The 17,552-nt window shown below is 53.1% G+C and carries 15 protein-coding genes, 1 rRNA gene and 1 riboswitch; of the genes, 15 read left to right on the forward strand and 1 reads right to left on the reverse strand.

Features of this window, described 5'->3' with window-relative positions; translation table 11 throughout:
* The 15 genes from rrf to purD form a co-directional block, all read left to right on the forward strand.
* Window positions 1-89, forward strand: a 5S ribosomal RNA gene (rrf, locus tag FS806_RS23035); the annotation flags it as partial.
* 129 nt (window positions 90-218) lie between these two features.
* Window positions 219-1,121: a metallophosphoesterase gene (locus FS806_RS23040; protein WP_225312828.1), complete on the forward strand. Its 903-nt coding sequence runs from the start codon at window positions 219-221 to the stop codon at window positions 1,119-1,121.
* Between the two features lie 73 nt (window positions 1,122-1,194).
* Window positions 1,195-1,662 carry a hypothetical protein gene (locus tag FS806_RS23045; RefSeq protein WP_144941366.1) on the forward strand — a complete coding sequence of 156 codons (468 nt, stop codon included), beginning with the start codon at window positions 1,195-1,197 and terminating at the stop codon, window positions 1,660-1,662.
* 127 nt (window positions 1,663-1,789) lie between these two features.
* Window positions 1,790-1,891, forward strand: a riboswitch (purine riboswitch).
* 344 nt (window positions 1,892-2,235) lie between these two features.
* Entirely contained in the window at window positions 2,236-2,721 is a 486-nt protein-coding gene (gene purE, locus FS806_RS23050; RefSeq protein ID WP_144941368.1) for a 5-(carboxyamino)imidazole ribonucleotide mutase, read from the forward strand.
* Entirely contained in the window at window positions 2,718-3,908 is a 1,191-nt protein-coding gene (purK, locus tag FS806_RS23055) for a 5-(carboxyamino)imidazole ribonucleotide synthase (protein ID WP_144941370.1), read from the forward strand. The genes purE and purK overlap by 4 nt, the downstream gene beginning before the upstream one ends.
* Window positions 3,909-3,948: 40 nt before the next feature.
* Window positions 3,949-5,244, forward strand: a complete 1,296-nt coding sequence (gene purB / locus FS806_RS23060; protein WP_144941372.1) for an adenylosuccinate lyase — start codon at window positions 3,949-3,951, stop codon at window positions 5,242-5,244.
* 66 nt (window positions 5,245-5,310) lie between these two features.
* Window positions 5,311-6,195: a phosphoribosylaminoimidazolesuccinocarboxamide synthase gene (locus tag FS806_RS23065; RefSeq protein ID WP_144941374.1), complete on the forward strand. Its 885-nt coding sequence runs from the start codon at window positions 5,311-5,313 to the stop codon at window positions 6,193-6,195.
* 46 nt (window positions 6,196-6,241) lie between these two features.
* The gene (gene purS, locus FS806_RS23070) at window positions 6,242-6,484 is read left to right on the forward strand and encodes a phosphoribosylformylglycinamidine synthase subunit PurS (RefSeq protein WP_144941376.1); all 243 of its coding nucleotides are present in this window, start codon (window positions 6,242-6,244) and stop codon (window positions 6,482-6,484) included.
* 57 nt (window positions 6,485-6,541) lie between these two features.
* Window positions 6,542-7,234, forward strand: coding sequence for a phosphoribosylformylglycinamidine synthase subunit PurQ (gene purQ / locus FS806_RS23075; protein ID WP_144941378.1), 693 nt, complete (start codon window positions 6,542-6,544; stop codon window positions 7,232-7,234).
* Window positions 7,212-9,458, forward strand: coding sequence for a phosphoribosylformylglycinamidine synthase subunit PurL (gene purL / locus FS806_RS23080; protein ID WP_144941380.1), 2,247 nt, complete (start codon window positions 7,212-7,214; stop codon window positions 9,456-9,458). The genes purQ and purL overlap by 23 nt, the downstream gene beginning before the upstream one ends.
* Complete coding sequence (purF, locus tag FS806_RS23085; RefSeq protein WP_144941382.1) at window positions 9,440-10,909, forward strand: amidophosphoribosyltransferase; 1,470 nt, start codon at window positions 9,440-9,442, stop codon at window positions 10,907-10,909. The genes purL and purF overlap by 19 nt, the downstream gene beginning before the upstream one ends.
* 279 nt (window positions 10,910-11,188) lie before the next feature.
* Entirely contained in the window at window positions 11,189-12,229 is a 1,041-nt protein-coding gene (purM, locus tag FS806_RS23090) for a phosphoribosylformylglycinamidine cyclo-ligase (RefSeq protein WP_144941392.1), read from the forward strand.
* A complete protein-coding gene (gene purN / locus FS806_RS23095; protein ID WP_144941384.1) occupies window positions 12,226-12,840 on the forward strand; it encodes a phosphoribosylglycinamide formyltransferase in 615 nt (204 codons plus the stop codon). The genes purM and purN overlap by 4 nt, the downstream gene beginning before the upstream one ends.
* Window positions 12,841-13,335: 495 nt before the next feature.
* Window positions 13,336-14,877 (forward strand): bifunctional phosphoribosylaminoimidazolecarboxamide formyltransferase/IMP cyclohydrolase, encoded by a 1,542-nt coding sequence (gene purH / locus FS806_RS23100; protein ID WP_144941386.1) that lies wholly within the window; start codon window positions 13,336-13,338, stop codon window positions 14,875-14,877.
* Window positions 14,878-14,945: 68 nt separating this feature from the next.
* A complete protein-coding gene (gene purD / locus FS806_RS23105) occupies window positions 14,946-16,205 on the forward strand; it encodes a phosphoribosylamine--glycine ligase (RefSeq protein ID WP_144941388.1) in 1,260 nt (419 codons plus the stop codon).
* Window positions 16,206-17,226: 1,021 nt separating this feature from the next.
* Here the strand turns inward: purD and FS806_RS26390 are convergent.
* Window positions 17,227-17,552 (reverse strand): hypothetical protein (locus FS806_RS26390; RefSeq protein WP_222126755.1); only part of this gene is annotated, 326 nt, incomplete at its 5' end.

Raw genomic sequence — 17,552 nt, forward strand, 5'->3', positions numbered from 1 at the left:
GCGTACCCATCCCGAACACGACCGTTAAGCCCTCCAGCGCCGATGGTACTTGGACCGAAGGGTCCTGGGAGAGTAGGGCGTTGCCAAGCGGACCAAGGAGTACTCACTGGATATTATATCCGGTGGGTACTCTTTTTTTTGTCTATTGGCCCATTTGTAACCGATCGGCAACTTCTTCCGCCGCCTTTTCGTCTATATTAAGGAAAAGGAGGATAAAGATGAACAAGCTGGAAAACAAAAATGCGGAAATGGCCCCGGAATCCCGGATGACCCGGCGAACATTTTTAAAAACTGGCGGAAGGCTGTTTGCCGGAATGTTGATTTTGCCAATACCGGCTTACGGTTATGCGAGATACGCAGAACCACGCTGGGTCCAGACGAATAAGGTGCCGTTGACCTTGGACCGGCTTCCTGAGGCCATGTCCGGGATGAGGCTTCTTCAATTCAGCGATGTTCATCTGGGCCCTTATTATTCCCCTGATGCTCTAATACAGCTAGTGGAGAGGATAAATAATCTTAAACCCGATTTGGTATGTTTTACTGGCGATTTGTATGATTCCGCAATATTTTCGGAGAAAGACGTGATCGAAGCCTTATCCGGCGTCAAAGCGGCTTATGGCAAGTTTGCCGTGTTGGGCAACCATGACTACATCGACAGTGCGGTACAGGTATCGAAGTTATGGGAGGCTTCCGGATTTCAACTGCTTAAGAACAATGCGTTCAAAATAACAAAGGACCGGGAAAGTATAATAGTTGCGGGAGTGGATGATTTTGTCAAAGGAAGGCCCGATTTGGCTAAAGCATTGAATAGAGCCGATCCTTCCGTGTTTACACTGCTGTTATCCCATGCTCCCGATTTCGCAGACACGGCCTCGCGCTATCCGGTAGATCTGCAGTTGTCCGGACACAGCCACGGCGGTCAGGTGAGGCTGCCATGGATCGGGCCTATTGTTACCCCGCTCGGAGCCAAAAAGTATGTAGATGGGCTGTACAAGCTCAAGGAAGGAAAGTTCTTTTTGTACGCAAACAGAGGGATCGGCGTCAGTTTGCATCCGGTTCGTTTTTGCTGCAGACCGGAGCTAACCCTGTTTGAACTGCACAGAAGCTCGGCAGGCGAATGAAAGCCGAGCGGAACGGAAAGAATAATGAAAATAACCAAGCTCCGACAAAAAGAAAAAGCAGGAGGGGGATTCGATGAAAAGATTGAATAACCCGGTCTTTCTTGTCTGTTTGTCAGCGATTCTCTACGCCGTTGTCGGATTAATGTATATGCCGTGGATGCCCGAAGCCGTTACGGCCTCGTTCGGCTTCCTCGGAACGGAGCAAGGCTCGGAAGGGAAGCTGGTTTCCTTATGGGCCCGGTGGGCTGTAGGAATTAGCTTGTCGATGCTGCTTTTGTTTATTATTCAATGGAGTCTCGGCTCCTATTTGCACAAGTGGGTCCTTGTTCTTCAACTGGCACTCGTTTCTATTTGCATGGCCGCTCAATTTCCTCCGCTTCTGTTATGGGGACTGTTTGCTTTGACGGACACGATGCCGCCGGGGACAAGCATGTTTTGGCTGCATCTCCTTCTTTTGCTGCTGGCAGGCTGGACCTTCATTCGGTTAATAGATCAGCTTAAATTGGGTAATGGTTTCGAAAATCCGTTAAAATCCGAATGAGAACCAGGGGTTTTCAACTAAAAAACGAACTTTCCAAAAGACGAACATTATAATGTTCGTCTTTTTGTTGACAGGGCTCGTAGGAGGCTGTTAGAATGAAGGGGAAAGCTGTAATTAGCTTGTTAGACCAATAGAATATAGCTAGACTCGTATAATCACAGGAATATGGCCTGTAAGTCTCTACCCAAGAACCGTAAATTTTTGGACTACGAGTTTGGAATTATCCCATTAGAACAGCGCCAAGCGCTGTCTTGATGCGTGCTGTCATGTCTGGAGGACGAGTAAGTCGGGAGCGCAGACTCATTGGAATGCCTTCCTTCCCGGATTTTTATAGCAAGCGCAAGATGAGAGAATGTAAAGAGCGGACAGCGTTTGGCTGGAAGTGTTCTTAAGGGTCCGAACTCGTTTGTCCGTCAGATTGATAGCCTATCTAGCGGACTTTTTTTGCCGCAACCGAATGTTTTTCCTTCATTTTTGCTGGAGTCGGAATCCACATGGAATGAACTTTTTGGGGTTGTTTTATTTTGCAGCCCTGACTTGGGAACGATAAATATTGAGGAAAGAGGGATGCATGTGTCGGCTGTTGTCGGGATCATAATGGGAAGTCAGTCGGATTGGGAAACGATGAAGCATGCATGCGATATATTGGATGAACTGGAAATTCCTTATGAGAAGAAAGTAGTATCCGCCCACCGGACCCCGGACCTGATGTTTCAATATGCGGAAACCGCAGTGGAACGCGGACTTAAGGTCATTATTGCCGGTGCAGGAGGGGCCGCTCATCTGCCTGGAATGGTAGCGTCCAAGACGCCGCTTCCGGTCATTGGCGTCCCCGTTCAGTCCGCTGCGCTTAACGGGCTTGATTCGCTTCTGTCGATCGTACAGATGCCCGGCGGAATTCCCGTGGCCACGGTAGCGATCGGCAAGGCAGGAGCTACGAATGCGGGCTTGTTGGCCGCACAGATGCTGGGGGCGCAAGATCCTGCCATCCAGCGCAAAATCATCCAACGCCGCGAAAGCATCCGTCAAGCGGTGACAGAAAGCAGTGACTTGTTATGAACGGACAAACGCCAAAACATGTCCATAAGATAGAGAACAGCATGCAGCCTATCCTTCCGGGAAGCACCATCGGTGTACTGGGGGGAGGACAGTTGGGCCGGATGCTTGCTTTAGCCGGTCGCCATATGGGTTACCGGTTTGTGACGTTGGATCCGACGGAAGACAGCCCTTGCGGGCAAGTGGCGGATCGCCAAATCACGGCCGCCTATGACGATGCCGAAGCCGCCCGCGAGCTTGCCGCGCTGTCCGATGTCATTACCTATGAATTCGAGAATGTCGATGCGGGTGTAGCGGCGATGCTCGAATCGGCCTCTCGGGTTCCGCAAGGAAGCGCACTGCTCTATACGACTCAGCACCGTCTGAGGGAGAAGAGAGCCATTGAAGCTGCCGGAGTGCCGGTGGCCCCTTATGAGGAAATCTCAAGTGCCGCCCATCTGCGTGAAGCGGTTGGAAGATTCGGGACACCTTGCGTACTCAAGACGGCGACCGGGGGCTATGACGGCAAGGGGCAGTGGGTGATCCGCGAAGAGAGTCAGGCTGACGAGGCTTATGCCGAATTGAGCCGGGCGGGAACGGAGCTTGTTCTGGAGAAGTTCATCCGTTTTGAACGCGAGCTGTCGGTTATTGCGGCAAGGAGCCCGCGGGGCGAGGTCCGGGCTTTTCCGGTAGCGGAGAATGTGCACCAGGACAATATCCTTCATCTGTCTATCGTGCCGGCCCGGATATCCCGGGATGTCCTGCAGCGCGCCGAGAAGATGGCGGTGCAAATCGCCGAATCGTTAAACGTCATAGGCCTTATTGCGGTGGAGATGTTCCTGACACCTGAAGGGGGGCTGTTCGTCAACGAACTGGCGCCGCGACCGCATAATTCGGGCCACTATACGATGGAAGCCTGCGCGACTTCCCAGTTCGAGCAGCATATCCGCGCGGTCTGCAACTTGCCGCTCGGCTCCACCAGGCTCCTGACCCCGGTCGTAATGGTCAACATACTTGGGGAGCATGTCGAGCCGCTGCTGGAATGGGCGGGCAAGCAGACGGAAGAGGATTCGCGGGTTAGTCCCAAGATCCACCTCTACGGCAAGAAAGAAGCGAAGACGAAGCGGAAGATGGGGCATGTTAATTTGCTCGTCGAAGATATCCGGGATGCGTTCGATTGGATCGAACGAACCGGGATATGGAGCCGGTAAAACAGCTTGAAGCTCAATTCTACATTAGCGGAGGTTCCTTATGATTGAAAGATATTCACGACCTGAGATGGCAGCCATTTGGACAGAAGAGAATAAATTCAAGGCCTGGCTGGAAGTCGAGATTTTATCCTGTGAAGCCTGGTCCGAGCTCGGGATTATTCCGCGTGAGGATGTCCGGCAGATCAGAGCCAAGGCCGGCTTCTCGCTCGACCGCATCTATGAGATCGAACAGGAAACCCGGCACGATGTCATTGCCTTCACCCGGGCCGTATCCGAATCACTTGGCCCGGAGCGCAAATGGGTTCATTACGGGCTGACCTCGACCGATGTGGTGGATACGGCACTTGGATATCTGCTGCTGCAGGCTAATCGGATTTTGGAGCAGGATATCCTTCGCTTCCTGGACATTCTGAAGGACAAAGCGATTGCCCATAAAGATACGGTCATGATGGGAAGAACCCATGGGGTTCATGCCGAGCCGACCACCTTCGGCCTGAAAATGGCGCTCTGGCACGAGGAGATGAAGCGCAATCTGGAGCGATTCCGGATGGCGGCCGACGGTGTTCAATACGGCAAAATTTCCGGGGCGGTCGGAACATACGCCAACATCGATCCTTTCATTGAACAATATGTCTGCGAGAAGCTCGGCACGAAACCGGCCCCCATCTCCACGCAGACGCTGCAGAGAGACCGCCATGCCGAATATATGGCGACTCTCGCTCTCATTGCCACGTCGATCGATAAGTTTGCCACGGAGATCCGGGCTCTGCAGAAGAGCGAGTTTCGCGAGGTGGAGGAGCCTTTTGCCAAGGGGCAGAAAGGGTCTTCCGCGATGCCGCACAAGCGCAACCCGATCGGCTGCGAGAATATGTCCGGATTGGCCAGGGTGATTCGTGGGCATATGATATCTGCTTACGAGAATGTGACCTTATGGCATGAACGGGATATTTCCCACTCTTCCGTAGAGAGAATTATACTGCCGGACGCGACCATTCTGCTGAACTATATGCTGAACCGGTTCTCCAACATCGTGCAGAACCTGACCGTCTTCCCGGAAAATATGAAGCGCAATATGCAGTCGACCTACGGGGTTCCGTTCTCCGGAAGAGTCATGACGAAGCTGATTGACAAAGGCCTTAGCCGCGAGCAGGCATATGATACGGTCCAGCCCAAAGCAATGCAGGCCTGGGAGGAACAGCGTTCCTTCCACGATATATTGAGCGGGGACAGCTCGATTAGCGCTCTGCTGAGTCCGGAGGAACTGGCGGACTGCTTTGATCCCGGCTGGCATCTGAAGCATGTGGATACGGTATTTAAACGGTTAGGATTCATTTGATCGCAAGCGGAACGAGTTAAGACAGCAAGGACCTGTGCAGGGCAGGCCCGATTGGAGGGGAAGCCATTGAACAACCCGAATGCGATTGCGACGGCAGTAGATTACATTCAAGCCCCGCTGGTGTACAAAGGCAAGGTGCGCGAGCTGTATGATCTCGGGGAGCACTACCTGATTGCGGTTACTGACCGTATCTCGGCTTTTGACTATGTGCTTAAGCCGGCGGTTCCATCCAAGGGCGAGGTGCTCAACCAACTGAGCAAGTTTTGGTTCGGGAAGACGGAATCGATTATTCCCAATCATATGATTCATGCCGATGCAGACCGGCTGAGTCCGTTCATCCAACAGCCCGACCTGCTGCGGAACCGGATCATGGTAACACGCAAGGCCGAGAGAATCGATATTGAATGTGTCGTCCGCGGTTATATTACCGGCGGAGGCTGGAGGAAGTATAAGGAAACAGGTGAAATCAACGGTCACAAGCTGCCTGCCGGCCTGCGAAAAAATGAACGTTTGGCCGAGCCGATCTTCACTCCGGCCGCCAAGAATGACGTTGGGCATGACGAGGATATTAGCATAGAGCGAATGAAGGAGCTGGTCGGCGAGCGGCTGACGGAGCAACTGATGGCCGCCAGTCTCCGGCTGTACCAATTCGCGCATGATTACTGTGGAAGCAAGGGCGTCATTCTTGCGGATACGAAATTTGAATTCGGTCTGATAGACGGCCGAATCCTGCTGATCGATGAAGCGGTTACCCCCGATTCATCCCGCTTCTGGGCCCGGGAGAACTATGCGCTCGACATAGAGATTGACAGCATGGACAAGGAGCCGGTCCGCACCTATCTGGCGGGCTCCGGCTGGGACAGGAACAGCGAGCCGGAGGAGCTTCCGGAGGAAGTCGTCCGAGCGACATCGGAGCGGTATCGGGAGATTTATAGAAGACTGGTTTCCTGAATTTATTTATTATAACCATTATCTTGGTTTAGGAGGAACAATGAAGATGATTAAGGCTACCGTTTATGTAACGATCAAGCAAAGCGTGCTGGACCCTCAGGGCAATGCCGTTCAAGGCGCACTGCATTCCATGGGTTTTGCGGAAGTGGGCAAGGTCAGAATCGGCAAGTATTTGGAGCTGGAGCTGGATACCGATAACCGCGAGGAAGCCGAAGCCCGTTTGAAGGAAATGTGCGAGAAGCTGCTGGCCAATACGGTAGTGGAAGACTACCGCTTCGAGTTGGCTTAGTTGAAACGGCGATAAGACATTCAACAACGATCACATTCTCTTTGAGGAGGGTAAAAAATGAACTTTGCGGTTCTCGTATTCCCGGGATCGAATTGCGACATCGATTGTTACAAGGCGGTAGAAGAAACGATCGGGCAGCCGGTCTCGTATGTTTGGCATACAGAAACAGATTTAAGCCAATATGACTGCATTATTGTGCCTGGCGGCTTCTCCTACGGGGATTATCTCCGCTGCGGGGCGATCGCCCGGTTTGCGCCGGTCATGAGCGCGCTCGTTCAGGCGGCCCAGGAAGGCAAATATATTATCGGAATATGCAACGGATTTCAAATCCTTACGGAAGCAGGTCTTCTTCCCGGAGCGCTGCTGCGCAACCGGACGCTTAAATTCCGCTGTCACCCGGTCACTCTGGAGGTCGTCAATGCGAATACTCCGTTTACAAGCGAATACAAGGAAGGCGAACAAATCAATATTCCGATCGCTCACGGTGAAGGAAACTACTATTGCGATGCAGATACGTTGAAGGAGCTTCAGGAGAATAATCAGATTGTTTTCCGGTACACCGGCGAAAATCCCAATGGCTCCGTAGACAATATTGCCGGAATCTGCAGCAAGGACGGACGTATTGTCGGTATGATGCCGCATCCGGAGAGAGCGGTTAACGAGCTTTTGGGCTCTGAGGACGGCAAACGGATGTTTACTTCGATTTTGAACAGATGGAGGGAGAAAAATGGCGCAGCAGCTATCGGCTAAAGAACCGAACGCCGAACAAATTGCAGAGCAGCAAATTTATAAGCAAATGGGCGTGACGGATGAAGAATACGGCTTAATCTGCGGGTTCCTCGGACGCAAGCCGAATTATGTGGAGATTGGCGTATTCAGCGTTATGTGGTCCGAGCACTGCTCCTATAAAAACTCCAAGCCCGTTCTGAGAAGGTTCCCGGTTACCGGTCCGCGTGTCTTGATGGGGCCGGGAGAAGGAGCGGGAATTGTTGATATCGGCGACAATCAGGCGGTTGTTTTCAAAATAGAGAGTCATAATCATCCCTCGGCCGTAGAGCCGTATCAAGGAGCGGCCACCGGAGTGGGCGGAATTATCCGCGACATTTTCTCTATGGGTGCTCGTCCCGTCGCATTGCTCAATTCCCTTCGTTTCGGCAAGCTCGACAATGCGCGGGTGAAATATTTGTTCGAGAATGTCGTATCGGGGATTGCCGGGTACGGGAACTGCATCGGGATTCCGACCGTAGGCGGAGAAGTGATGTTCGATGAAAGCTACGAAGGAAATCCGTTGGTTAACGCCATGTGCGTCGGTCTGATCGATCACGACAAGATTCAGAGGGGCGTTGCTCAAGGAGTCGGCAACCCCGTGTTCTATGTCGGTCCGGCCACCGGACGGGACGGAATTCATGGAGCGACCTTCGCCTCTGAAGAAATTACCGAGGAGTCGGAAGCGAAGCGGACGGCCGTTCAAGTAGGCGATCCGTTCATGGAGAAGCTGGTGATGGAAGCTTGTCTCGAGCTGATCAATTCGGGTATCGTCGTCGGCATTCAGGATATGGGGGCTGCAGGATTGACCTGCTCCAGTGCGGAGATGGCCAGCAAGGCGGGCAACGGTATGGAGCTGTATCTGGATGAAGTGCCTCAGCGGGAGGAAGGAATGACTCCCTACGAGATGATGCTGTCGGAATCGCAGGAGCGGATGCTGTTTGTCGTGAAGCCTGAGCATGAGGAGCAGGCTAAGGCGATTTTTGAACGCTGGGGCCTTATTTGTTCCAAGGTAGGGAAAGTGACCGACGACGGCCGTCTGCGGCTGATCCATCACGGTGAAGTAGTGGGCGATATGCCGGTCAAGGCGCTGGTGGACGAATGCCCGGTTTATCATAAGCCTTCCCGGGAGCCCGAGTATTATGCGCGGCAGCAGAGCTTCGACGCGGCTTCCTATCCGGAGGTAACGGATTTGGAGGGGGCCCTTAAGCAGGTGCTTGCTTCTCCGACGGTAGCCAGCAAGGAATGGGTATACAACCAATATGATTACATGGTGCGTACAAGTACGGCGGTTCGTCCGGGTTCGGACGCGGCGGTCGTGACGGTGCCGGGTACGCGCAAGGCGTTGGCGATGACTACGGATTGCAACAGCCGCTATGTTTATCTGGATCCCGAAACCGGGGGCCGAATTGCGGTCAGCGAGGCGGCCCGCAACGTCGTTTGCTCGGGGGCCGAACCGTTGGCGGTTACGGACAACCTCAACTTTGGAAGTCCGGAGAAGCCGGAAATTTTCTGGCAGTTGGAAAAAGCGGTGGACGGCATGGCCGAAGCTTGCCGTGAGCTGAATGCCCCGGTCATCGGAGGCAATGTCAGCCTTTATAACGAAAATACGAAGGGCGCCATCTACCCGACCCCGGTCATCGGAATGGTCGGTCTGGTGCAGGACGTGGATCATATTACGACACAGGGCTTCAAGAATGAGGGAGACGTTGTCCTGCTTCTCGGTGAGACGAAAGCGGAGCTCGGGGGAAGCGAATTCCAATATGTTCTTCACGGCAAAACAGAAGGAAGACCGCCTCAGCTTGACCTCGCGGTGGAGAAGAAGCTGCAGCTAGCGGTGCTGAAGGCGATCCGCGAAGGTCTGGTCGCTTCGGCTCACGACTTGTCGGAAGGCGGATTGGCCGTAGCCCTGGCCGAATCGTGCATCAGCGGAAATATCGGAGCGCAAATTTCCTGGAGCAGCGAGCTTCGCAACGACATCGCTCTGTTCAGTGAGAGTCAGTCCCGCATTCTTATCAGCACCTCGCCCGACAAGGCGGATGAACTGAAGCGCCTCTTTGCGGAAGCAGGGGTGTCTTGTGAAGCGATAGGAGCAGTCGGCGGAACGGACCTTGCTGTAGACATCAACGGCAAGCCGGTTCTCCGTTCTTCGGTGGAAGAGCTGGAGAAGGTTTGGAAGGATGCGATCCCATGCCTCATGAAAGCCTGAATCGTTCCCGTTATTGGGACGGAGACTACTACAATGAAGGAATGGATGCGGCCACGTTCGACAAGCTGAAGGAAGAATGCGGGGTTTTCGGGGTGTACGGTCACCCCGAGGCTTCCGCACTTTCCTTTTTCGGCTTGCATGCGCTCCAGCATCGCGGCGAGGAAAGCGCCGGGATCTGCACGACCGATGGCAAGGAATTTTATTACCATCGGGACATGGGGCTCGTCAAGGAAGTGTTCGACAACGATCGTCTGATCTCTCTTAAGGGCTCGACGGCGATCGGCCATGTCCGTTATTCGACCTCCGGCGAAAGCCAACTGCAAAATGCACAGCCGCTCGTCTTCAAATACCGCGGCGGGGATATGGCGATCGCGACGAACGGCAATCTGGTCAATGCAGCCGAAATCCGCAGAGAGCTGGAGGAGCAGGGCTCCATCTTCCAGACCACAAGCGATACGGAGGTAGTTATCCACCTGATCGCGAGGTCTCAGCAGGAGGATATCGTTGAAGCGGTCAAGGAGGCGCTGCGCCGGCTTGTCGGCGGCTTTGCTTTTCTCATTCTGGTGAACGATCAATTATTCGTTGCCCAGGATCCGCACGGTCTTCGCCCTCTTGTGATCGGCAAGCTCGGGGACGCTTATGTATTCGCTTCGGAAACCTGCGCCTTCGAGACCGTTGGAGCGACATACCTGCGGGACATAGCTCCCGGCGAGCTGTTGATCGTTAATCAGGACGGGATGAGGGAAGATCGGTTCGCTCCCATGCAGAGACGGGCCATCTGTGCGATGGAATATATTTATTTCTCCCGTCCGGACAGTGATTTGGACAATATCAATCTGCATTCCGCCCGCAAGCGGATGGGACAGAAGCTGGCGATGGAAGCGTTCGTGGATGCGGATGTAGTCACCGGCGTACCTGATTCCAGCATATCTGCCGCTATTGGCTATGCCGAACAGACCGGCATCCCGTATGAACTTGGCTTAATCAAGAACCGCTATACGGGCCGGACCTTCATTCAGCCAAGCCAAGAGCTTCGCGAGCGCGGCGTGAAGATGAAGCTGAGCGCAGTCCGCAAGGTGGTCGAAGGCAAGAGGGTGGTTATGATCGACGACTCCATCGTTCGGGGCACAACCAGCTTGCGGATCGTCAATATGCTGCGGGAAGCCGGGGCCAAAGAGGTGCATGTGAGGATTACCTCTCCGCCTTATATGAATCCTTGCTTCTATGGGATCGATACTCCCAGCCGCAATAATTTGATCGCGGCCAGTAAATCGGTGGAGGAAATCCGCCAGGCGATTAATGCGGATTCGCTTCATTTTCTAAGCAAGGATGGTTTACTGGAAGCGATCGGTCGCCCGCAGGGAGAACATAACCGCGGGATGTGCACCGGCTGCTTCGACGCCGATTATCCTACGGAAGTGAACGACGAGGACGGAAGCTGCGGCTGTTAACCGGATAGTCCGGTGAAGGAAGGGCTGCTGAGCCTCTTTGAGGCAGGTGAGCGGGCAGAGGCAAGCTGAGCAAGTAGAGGCAAGCAGATCGAGAGAGGCGTGCAGAGTAAGCGAAGGCAAGCGGATCGAGAGAGGCAAGCTAAGCAAGCGAAGGCAAGCAGATCGAGAGAAGCGTGCAGCGTAAGCGAAGGCAAGTCGTGTCTTGCTGCAAGAAGCTTCGAACTGGAAGAGCTTTGGCAGTCTGCAGTAACGAATACATTTGGTACAGGAGTGGAGACGATGTCAGAGGCGTATAAACAGGCGGGCGTTGATATTGCCGCAGGCAATGAGGCTGTGGAGCGGATGAAGAAGCATGTGCGCCGGACGTTCCGGCCCGAGGTGCTGACCGATCTGGGAGGCTTCGGAGCGCTGTTCGGCTTGAATAAGGATAAGTACGAAGAGCCGGTGCTCGTCTCGGGAACGGACGGGGTCGGAACGAAGCTGAAAATCGCTTTTGCAATGGATAAGCATGATACGATCGGCATCGATGCGGTCGCCATGTGCGTTAACGATATAGTAGTGCAGGGAGCGGAGCCTCTGTTCTTCCTCGACTATTTGGCCAGCGGCCGGATTGTTCCCGAGAAAATTGAAGCAGTCGTTCAGGGGATTGCCGAAGGCTGCGTACAATCGGGCTGTGCCCTGATCGGCGGGGAAACAGCGGAGATGCCGGGAATGTACGCGGATGGAGAATATGATATCGCCGGCTTTGTTGTTGGCGTCGTGGACAAGGCGAAGCTGATTGACGGCTCCCGAATTGCACCGGGCGATGTTGTGCTGGGGATGGCATCTAGCGGAGTTCACAGCAACGGCTTTTCCCTGGTCCGCAAGCTCCTGTTGGAGACCAAAGGCTATAAGCTGGAGCAATCGTTCGATGAATTGGGAGGCCGCTTGGGAGACGTTCTTCTCGAGCCGACCAAAATCTATGTGAAACCGGTGCTGTCCCTGCTTGAGCGAATCGAAGTCAAAGGGATGGTCCATGTAACCGGTGGCGGATTCATCGAGAATATCCCGCGGGTGCTGCCGGAAGGGACGGACGTTCGGATCGACTACGGTTCTTGGTCGATTCCTCCGATATTCGGCATGATGCAGAGAGAGGGAGAGATCAGCTACCGAGACATGTTCACTACATTTAACATGGGAATCGGCATGATGCTGATCGTAGCTCCGGATCAGGCGGAGGAAGCGATGAAAATCGCGGAGCAGAACGGCGAACCGCTTCGCAAAATAGGGGAAGTGATCCCCGGGAACCGGCGGGTCGTCTTTACGGGAGTAGAAGTATGAGCAAGCCTTTCAGGATAGCAGTGTTTGCCTCCGGAAGCGGATCAAATTTCCAAGCTATTGCGGATGCGGTGAAGGCGGGACAGCTTGATGTGGAGCTCGGGCTTCTTGTATGCGATAAACCGCGGGCGGCGGTGGTTGATAGAGCGGATAGGGCGGGCATCCCGTCCTTCGTTTTTCGTCCCCGGGAGTTCTCTTCCAGAGAGGAATACGAGCGAGAGATTGTCAAGAGGTTAAAGGAGCACGATATCGATCTCGTCGTGCTGGCCGGTTACATGAGGCTGATAACCGAGACGCTCGTGACTCCTTATTACGGACGGATGATTAATATCCATCCTTCTCTGCTTCCTTCTTTCCCCGGTTTGAATGCGGTGGAGCAGGCGCTGGAGCATGGTGCGAAAGTGACCGGAGTAACCGTACATTATGTGGACGGAGGAATGGATACCGGCCCTATCATCGCCCAGCGGGCGTTAGCCATCGGGGAAGGGGAATCGGCGGAATCGCTGACGGAACGAATTCATAAGATCGAGCATGAGCTCTATCCGGAAGTCATTCAGTGGGTTCGCGAAGACCGGGTGCGGTTGGACGGACGTAGGGTACGGGTTATAATGTAAAAAGTGTCCGGCCAGGCCGAGGCATTTTTACGGATACCGGTGGAAACGTGATTGATGGTTAGATTTGTAGTGATAGGTATCTTTATATTCGCTATATCGTTTGATGCCCGGCCTTTTTAGTGTAAAAGTGTGGAAGTCTTCGGGCCGTCGTATAGGGGGCCAACCGGTATTTAGTTACGGCTTTCGCTTGAACCACCGATACAACGGTATCAAGGACCAGCAAAAATGCAGGTCTTTGAAAGGATTATAGCCAAAAATAGCAAATCAAAAGCAAAAGTGCAGGTAAATTTAGCGATTTGGCTGATTTTTCGCTTTTGGCGGCGAATGACCTGCAGATTTGCGCGTCTTTCCCGGGATTTACCGAATGTTCGCAAAAAGACCTGCACTTCTGCATGTCTTTAAGACGAAACGGGCACAAGTGAGTCGGGATTCGCCGAAAGTTTTTTAGGCAGAGTTTGCATTGTAACGTTAATACAAAACAAGGAGGATGATCCGATGGCCATTCGAAGGGCACTGATCAGTGTCTCGGATAAAACGGGAATTGTAGAATTCGCCACCGAGCTAGCCAAGCAGGGAGTACAAATCATTTCGACCGGCGGCACCCAAAAGCTTCTTAAAGAACAGGGAGTGCCTGTCATCGGCATATCGGAAGTGACCGGCTTCCCCGAAATTATGGACGGACGGGTTAAGACTCTTCATCCGGCGGTACACAGCGGGCTGTTGGCCGTGCGCGACAATGAGGAGCACCAGGCGCAAATGAAAGAGCTGGGACTCGATTATATCGATCTTGTCGTCGTCAATCTGTACCCGTTCGCGGCGACAATCGCCAAGCCGGATGTAACGTATGCGGAAGCGATTGAAAATATCGATATCGGCGGACCGACCATGCTCCGTTCTGCGGCAAAAAATCATGCTTTCGTGACGGTGGTGGTGGATGCTCAGGATTACTCCCAGGTGCTTGAGGAAATCCGTTCCTCCGGCGATACGACTCTGGAAACGCGTAAACGGCTTGCAGCCAAAGTTTTCCGCCATACGGCCGCTTACGATTCGCTTATTTCGAATTATCTGTCTGGGCAGACCGGCGAGGTATTCCCGGAAAAATATACCGTCACCTACGAGAAAATACAGGAGCTGCGTTACGGGGAGAACCCTCACCAGAAGGCTGCTTTTTATCGGGAGCCGTTGGCGCTGGGCGGCAATATTACGACAGCGGAGAAGCTGCACGGCAAAGAATTATCTTATAACAATATTAACGATGCGAATGCGGCCCTGCAGATCATTCAGGAATTCGAGGAGCCTGCCGTTGTGGCGGTTAAACATATGAATCCTTGCGGAGTAGGCATCGGAGAGACGATCCTCCATGCTTATCAAAAAGCTTTCGAAGCCGATCCGGTTTCGATTTTCGGGGGCATTATCGCCGCTAATCGGGCCATTGATGAGGCCACTGCCCGGCAGATGCACGAAATTTTCCTGGAAATCATTATTGCTCCGGAGTTTACCCCGGAAGCCCGGGAGATTTTGCAACAGAAGAAGAATCTCCGTTTGTTGAAGCTTGGCGAGATCCGGAAGGATGGCAAAGAAACCTTCAACATAACGACAATCGAGGGCGGCATGCTTATTCAGGAAGCTGACCGGCACCGTATCGGCGAAGACGATTTGAAGGTCGTTTCGGAGAGGAAGCCTACGGACGAGGAATTGAAGCAGCTGCTGTTTGCGTGGAAAGTCGTTAAGCATGTGAAATCCAATGCGATTCTGCTGGCGGCCGATAATATGACCGTAGGCGTAGGCGCCGGGCAGATGAACCGGGTGGGAGCGGCCAAAATCGCGATCGAGCAGGCGGGAGACAAAGCTAGAGGAGCGGTTCTGGCATCCGATGCCTTCTTCCCGATGGGAGATACGCTGGAGCTTGCCGCCAAGGCAGGAATTACCGCCGTTATTCAGCCGGGAGGCTCCATCCGGGACGAGGAGTCCATCCGCGTCGCCAATGAGAACGGCATCGCGATGATCATGACCGGAGTCAGACATTTCAAGCATTAATGCACGCAATGGATTCGGATCGGAAGCCGAATTGCGGCGTTCTATAGATGAATGGAGGTGCCCTCCCGATGCGGGTAATGGTTATCGGCCGCGGAGGCCGTGAACATGCGATTATATGGGCGTTGAAACGAAGCCCGAAAGTAAGCAAGCTCTATTGTGCGCCGGGTAACGGAGGAATTTCCCTGCTGGCCGAATGTGTGCCGATACAGGAGAATGATTTCGCCGCGATCTCCGAATTCGCTCTGAAGGAAAATATCGACCTGGTCTTCGTGGCACCGGACGATCCGTTATCGGATGGATTGGTCGACTATTTGGAAGCAGCCAATATCCGGGCGTACGGCCCCCGCAAGAATGCCGCGGAAATTGAAGGCAGTAAAGTATTTACCAAGCGACTGCTCAAAAAATACAACATTCCTACAGCGGCCTACGAATCGTTCGATGATTATGAACAGGCATTGGCTTATTTGCGTTTGCAGAAGCTGCCGATTGTCATTAAAGCGGACGGATTGGCCGCCGGTAAGGGAGTAGTCGTTGCCCATGCGCTGGAGGAAGCGGAAAAGGCGCTTTACGATATGATGGTCGGGCAGGTGTTCGGTAAATCCGGCAATCAAGTCGTTATTGAAGAGTTTCTGCAAGGACAGGAAATGTCGCTGCTCGCCTTTGTGGATGGCACGGTGGTGCGACGTATGGTACCTTCCCAAGACCACAAGCCCGTCTTTGACGGAGATCAGGGGCCTAACACGGGCGGGATGGGAACGTATTCGCCGGTTCCGCATATCTCTTCCGCCATCGTGGAAGAAGCATGGGAAACGATTGTGCAGCCGACGGCTGAAGCTATGGTCAAGGAAGGACGGCCGTTCCGGGGCGTCCTGTATGCGGGACTGATGATTACCGAAGAAGGCCCGAAAACGATTGAATTCAACGCCCGCTTCGGAGATCCGGAGACACAGGTCGTGCTGCCGAGGCTGCAGACCGATCTGATGGACATCATTCTGGCCAGCCTCGAAGGCCGCTTGGGAGATATTGAAATTCGTTGGAGCGAGGAAGCGGCGGTTTGCGTCATTCTGGCATCCGAAGGCTATCCCGGCTCCTATCCGAAAGGGCTGCCGATTGAAGGGCTGGATGAAGTTGGCGATTCCCTTGTATTCCATGCCGGTACGGCGCTGCAGAATGGTGAATTCGTCACGAACGGAGGCCGGGTGCTTGGAGTCGTCGGCCTTGGCAAAGACATTGCGGAAGCCAGGGAGAAGGCCTATGCGGATGCGGACAGGATACGTTTCCAAGGGAAGCATTATCGAACCGACATAGCGAAGAAAGCCTTGGTATAATTTGAATACCAACCCTAATGAAGCCGTTCGGGTTTCTCGTAAAGAGAACCGGACGGCTTTTTCCTATGCAGGAATAGCGTTTCGATGCTTTGGTCGGGGGATACCGAGGGATGCCATGCCAACAAGGAATCCTTCTTCCTGGGCGTACGGTGCTGCTTGATACAGTAGGACCGGAGCAACAAGCTAAGAACGGTCCCCACGGCCTTTTCTCAAAAGTTCATGATAGATCATCAGTTCATCGCGATGTGTGCAAACCCAATAGATCGCGTAAGCAACTCCCGCAAATAGAATGAGTGAAAACCAGCGCTGACTTAAAAAATCCAAGATAACATTCATAACATTCCGCCTTTTTATTGATGAATGAGGCTAAAGTGAGTCTTTAGCAAGCCCCGTCTTTCCCTTTCCCTGACTGCACATCGCTTAGTTTACCCGGATTCCAAAGTTTCAGCTTCCTCTAATATTGGTTATTGATTAAGGTTCCCCTTTGTTTATTTTTCTTATTCGGACTTAAAGCCAGAGTATATAGTGGATTCTTTTGTACGAATACGGATGCGGAGCCAAGGGGCTCGTTAGTCAAGAGGGCAGTAGAGGCTGGAGGGGTGGCAGAGGAGAGCCAAAAGAGTGCGTGAGACCATCGAGAGGGCTGATGAGGCTAAATGAAAAGGTAGGCGGCGCACTTTAGAGGGCTAGAGGGAAATGGCGTTCGTCGTCGAGAGGGTGGTGGAGTAGAACCGAAAGAGTTCGTTCAACTATCAAGGGGTGGCAGAGGAGAGCCAAAAGAGTGCGTCCGACCATCGAAAGGGCTGATGAGACTAACAGAAAAGGTACGTGGCGCACTTTAGAGGGCAAGAGGTTAATGGTGACAGATTGGGTTTTACAAAAAATGACAAATACTGTGAACGTTTTGCTGATATAGGTCGCTTTGTTTCGTATTTTGTCGCTTCTCCGGTCCCAAAACAGGCTTTATGTGCGAAAGGTGTAGTAGGAAGTGGGTTGCGTCTGTATACAGCCGGCATAAGCGTTAGTCCAACGAATCGGGATCGATAAGCCATCCCTGATTTTTTTCGGACGGATGAATTGAGGCGCCGAGGAGCGGGGAAATTGCCAAATTCCTGCGATAATACATCAATTTTGAAGCGAATTTTTGATAATGGAAAGAAAAGCCTGCGATAATACATGAAATTTTACGAAAGCCTTCTAAATCGTTACTTCGACCGGAAAAAAGATGCACTTTCGCAGGCTTTGTTTCAAGGGAGCGTAAACACACCGAAAAAGATGCACTTTTGGAGCGACCAAGCCTAGGTCGAGTGAGGTAGCAGGTGTGAACCCTGCTTGGAAAGACGCCAA

Source organism: Paenibacillus sp. 32O-W, from assembly GCF_007679495.1.
Lineage (GTDB): Bacteria > Bacillota > Bacilli > Paenibacillales > NBRC-103111 > Paenibacillus_L > Paenibacillus_L residui.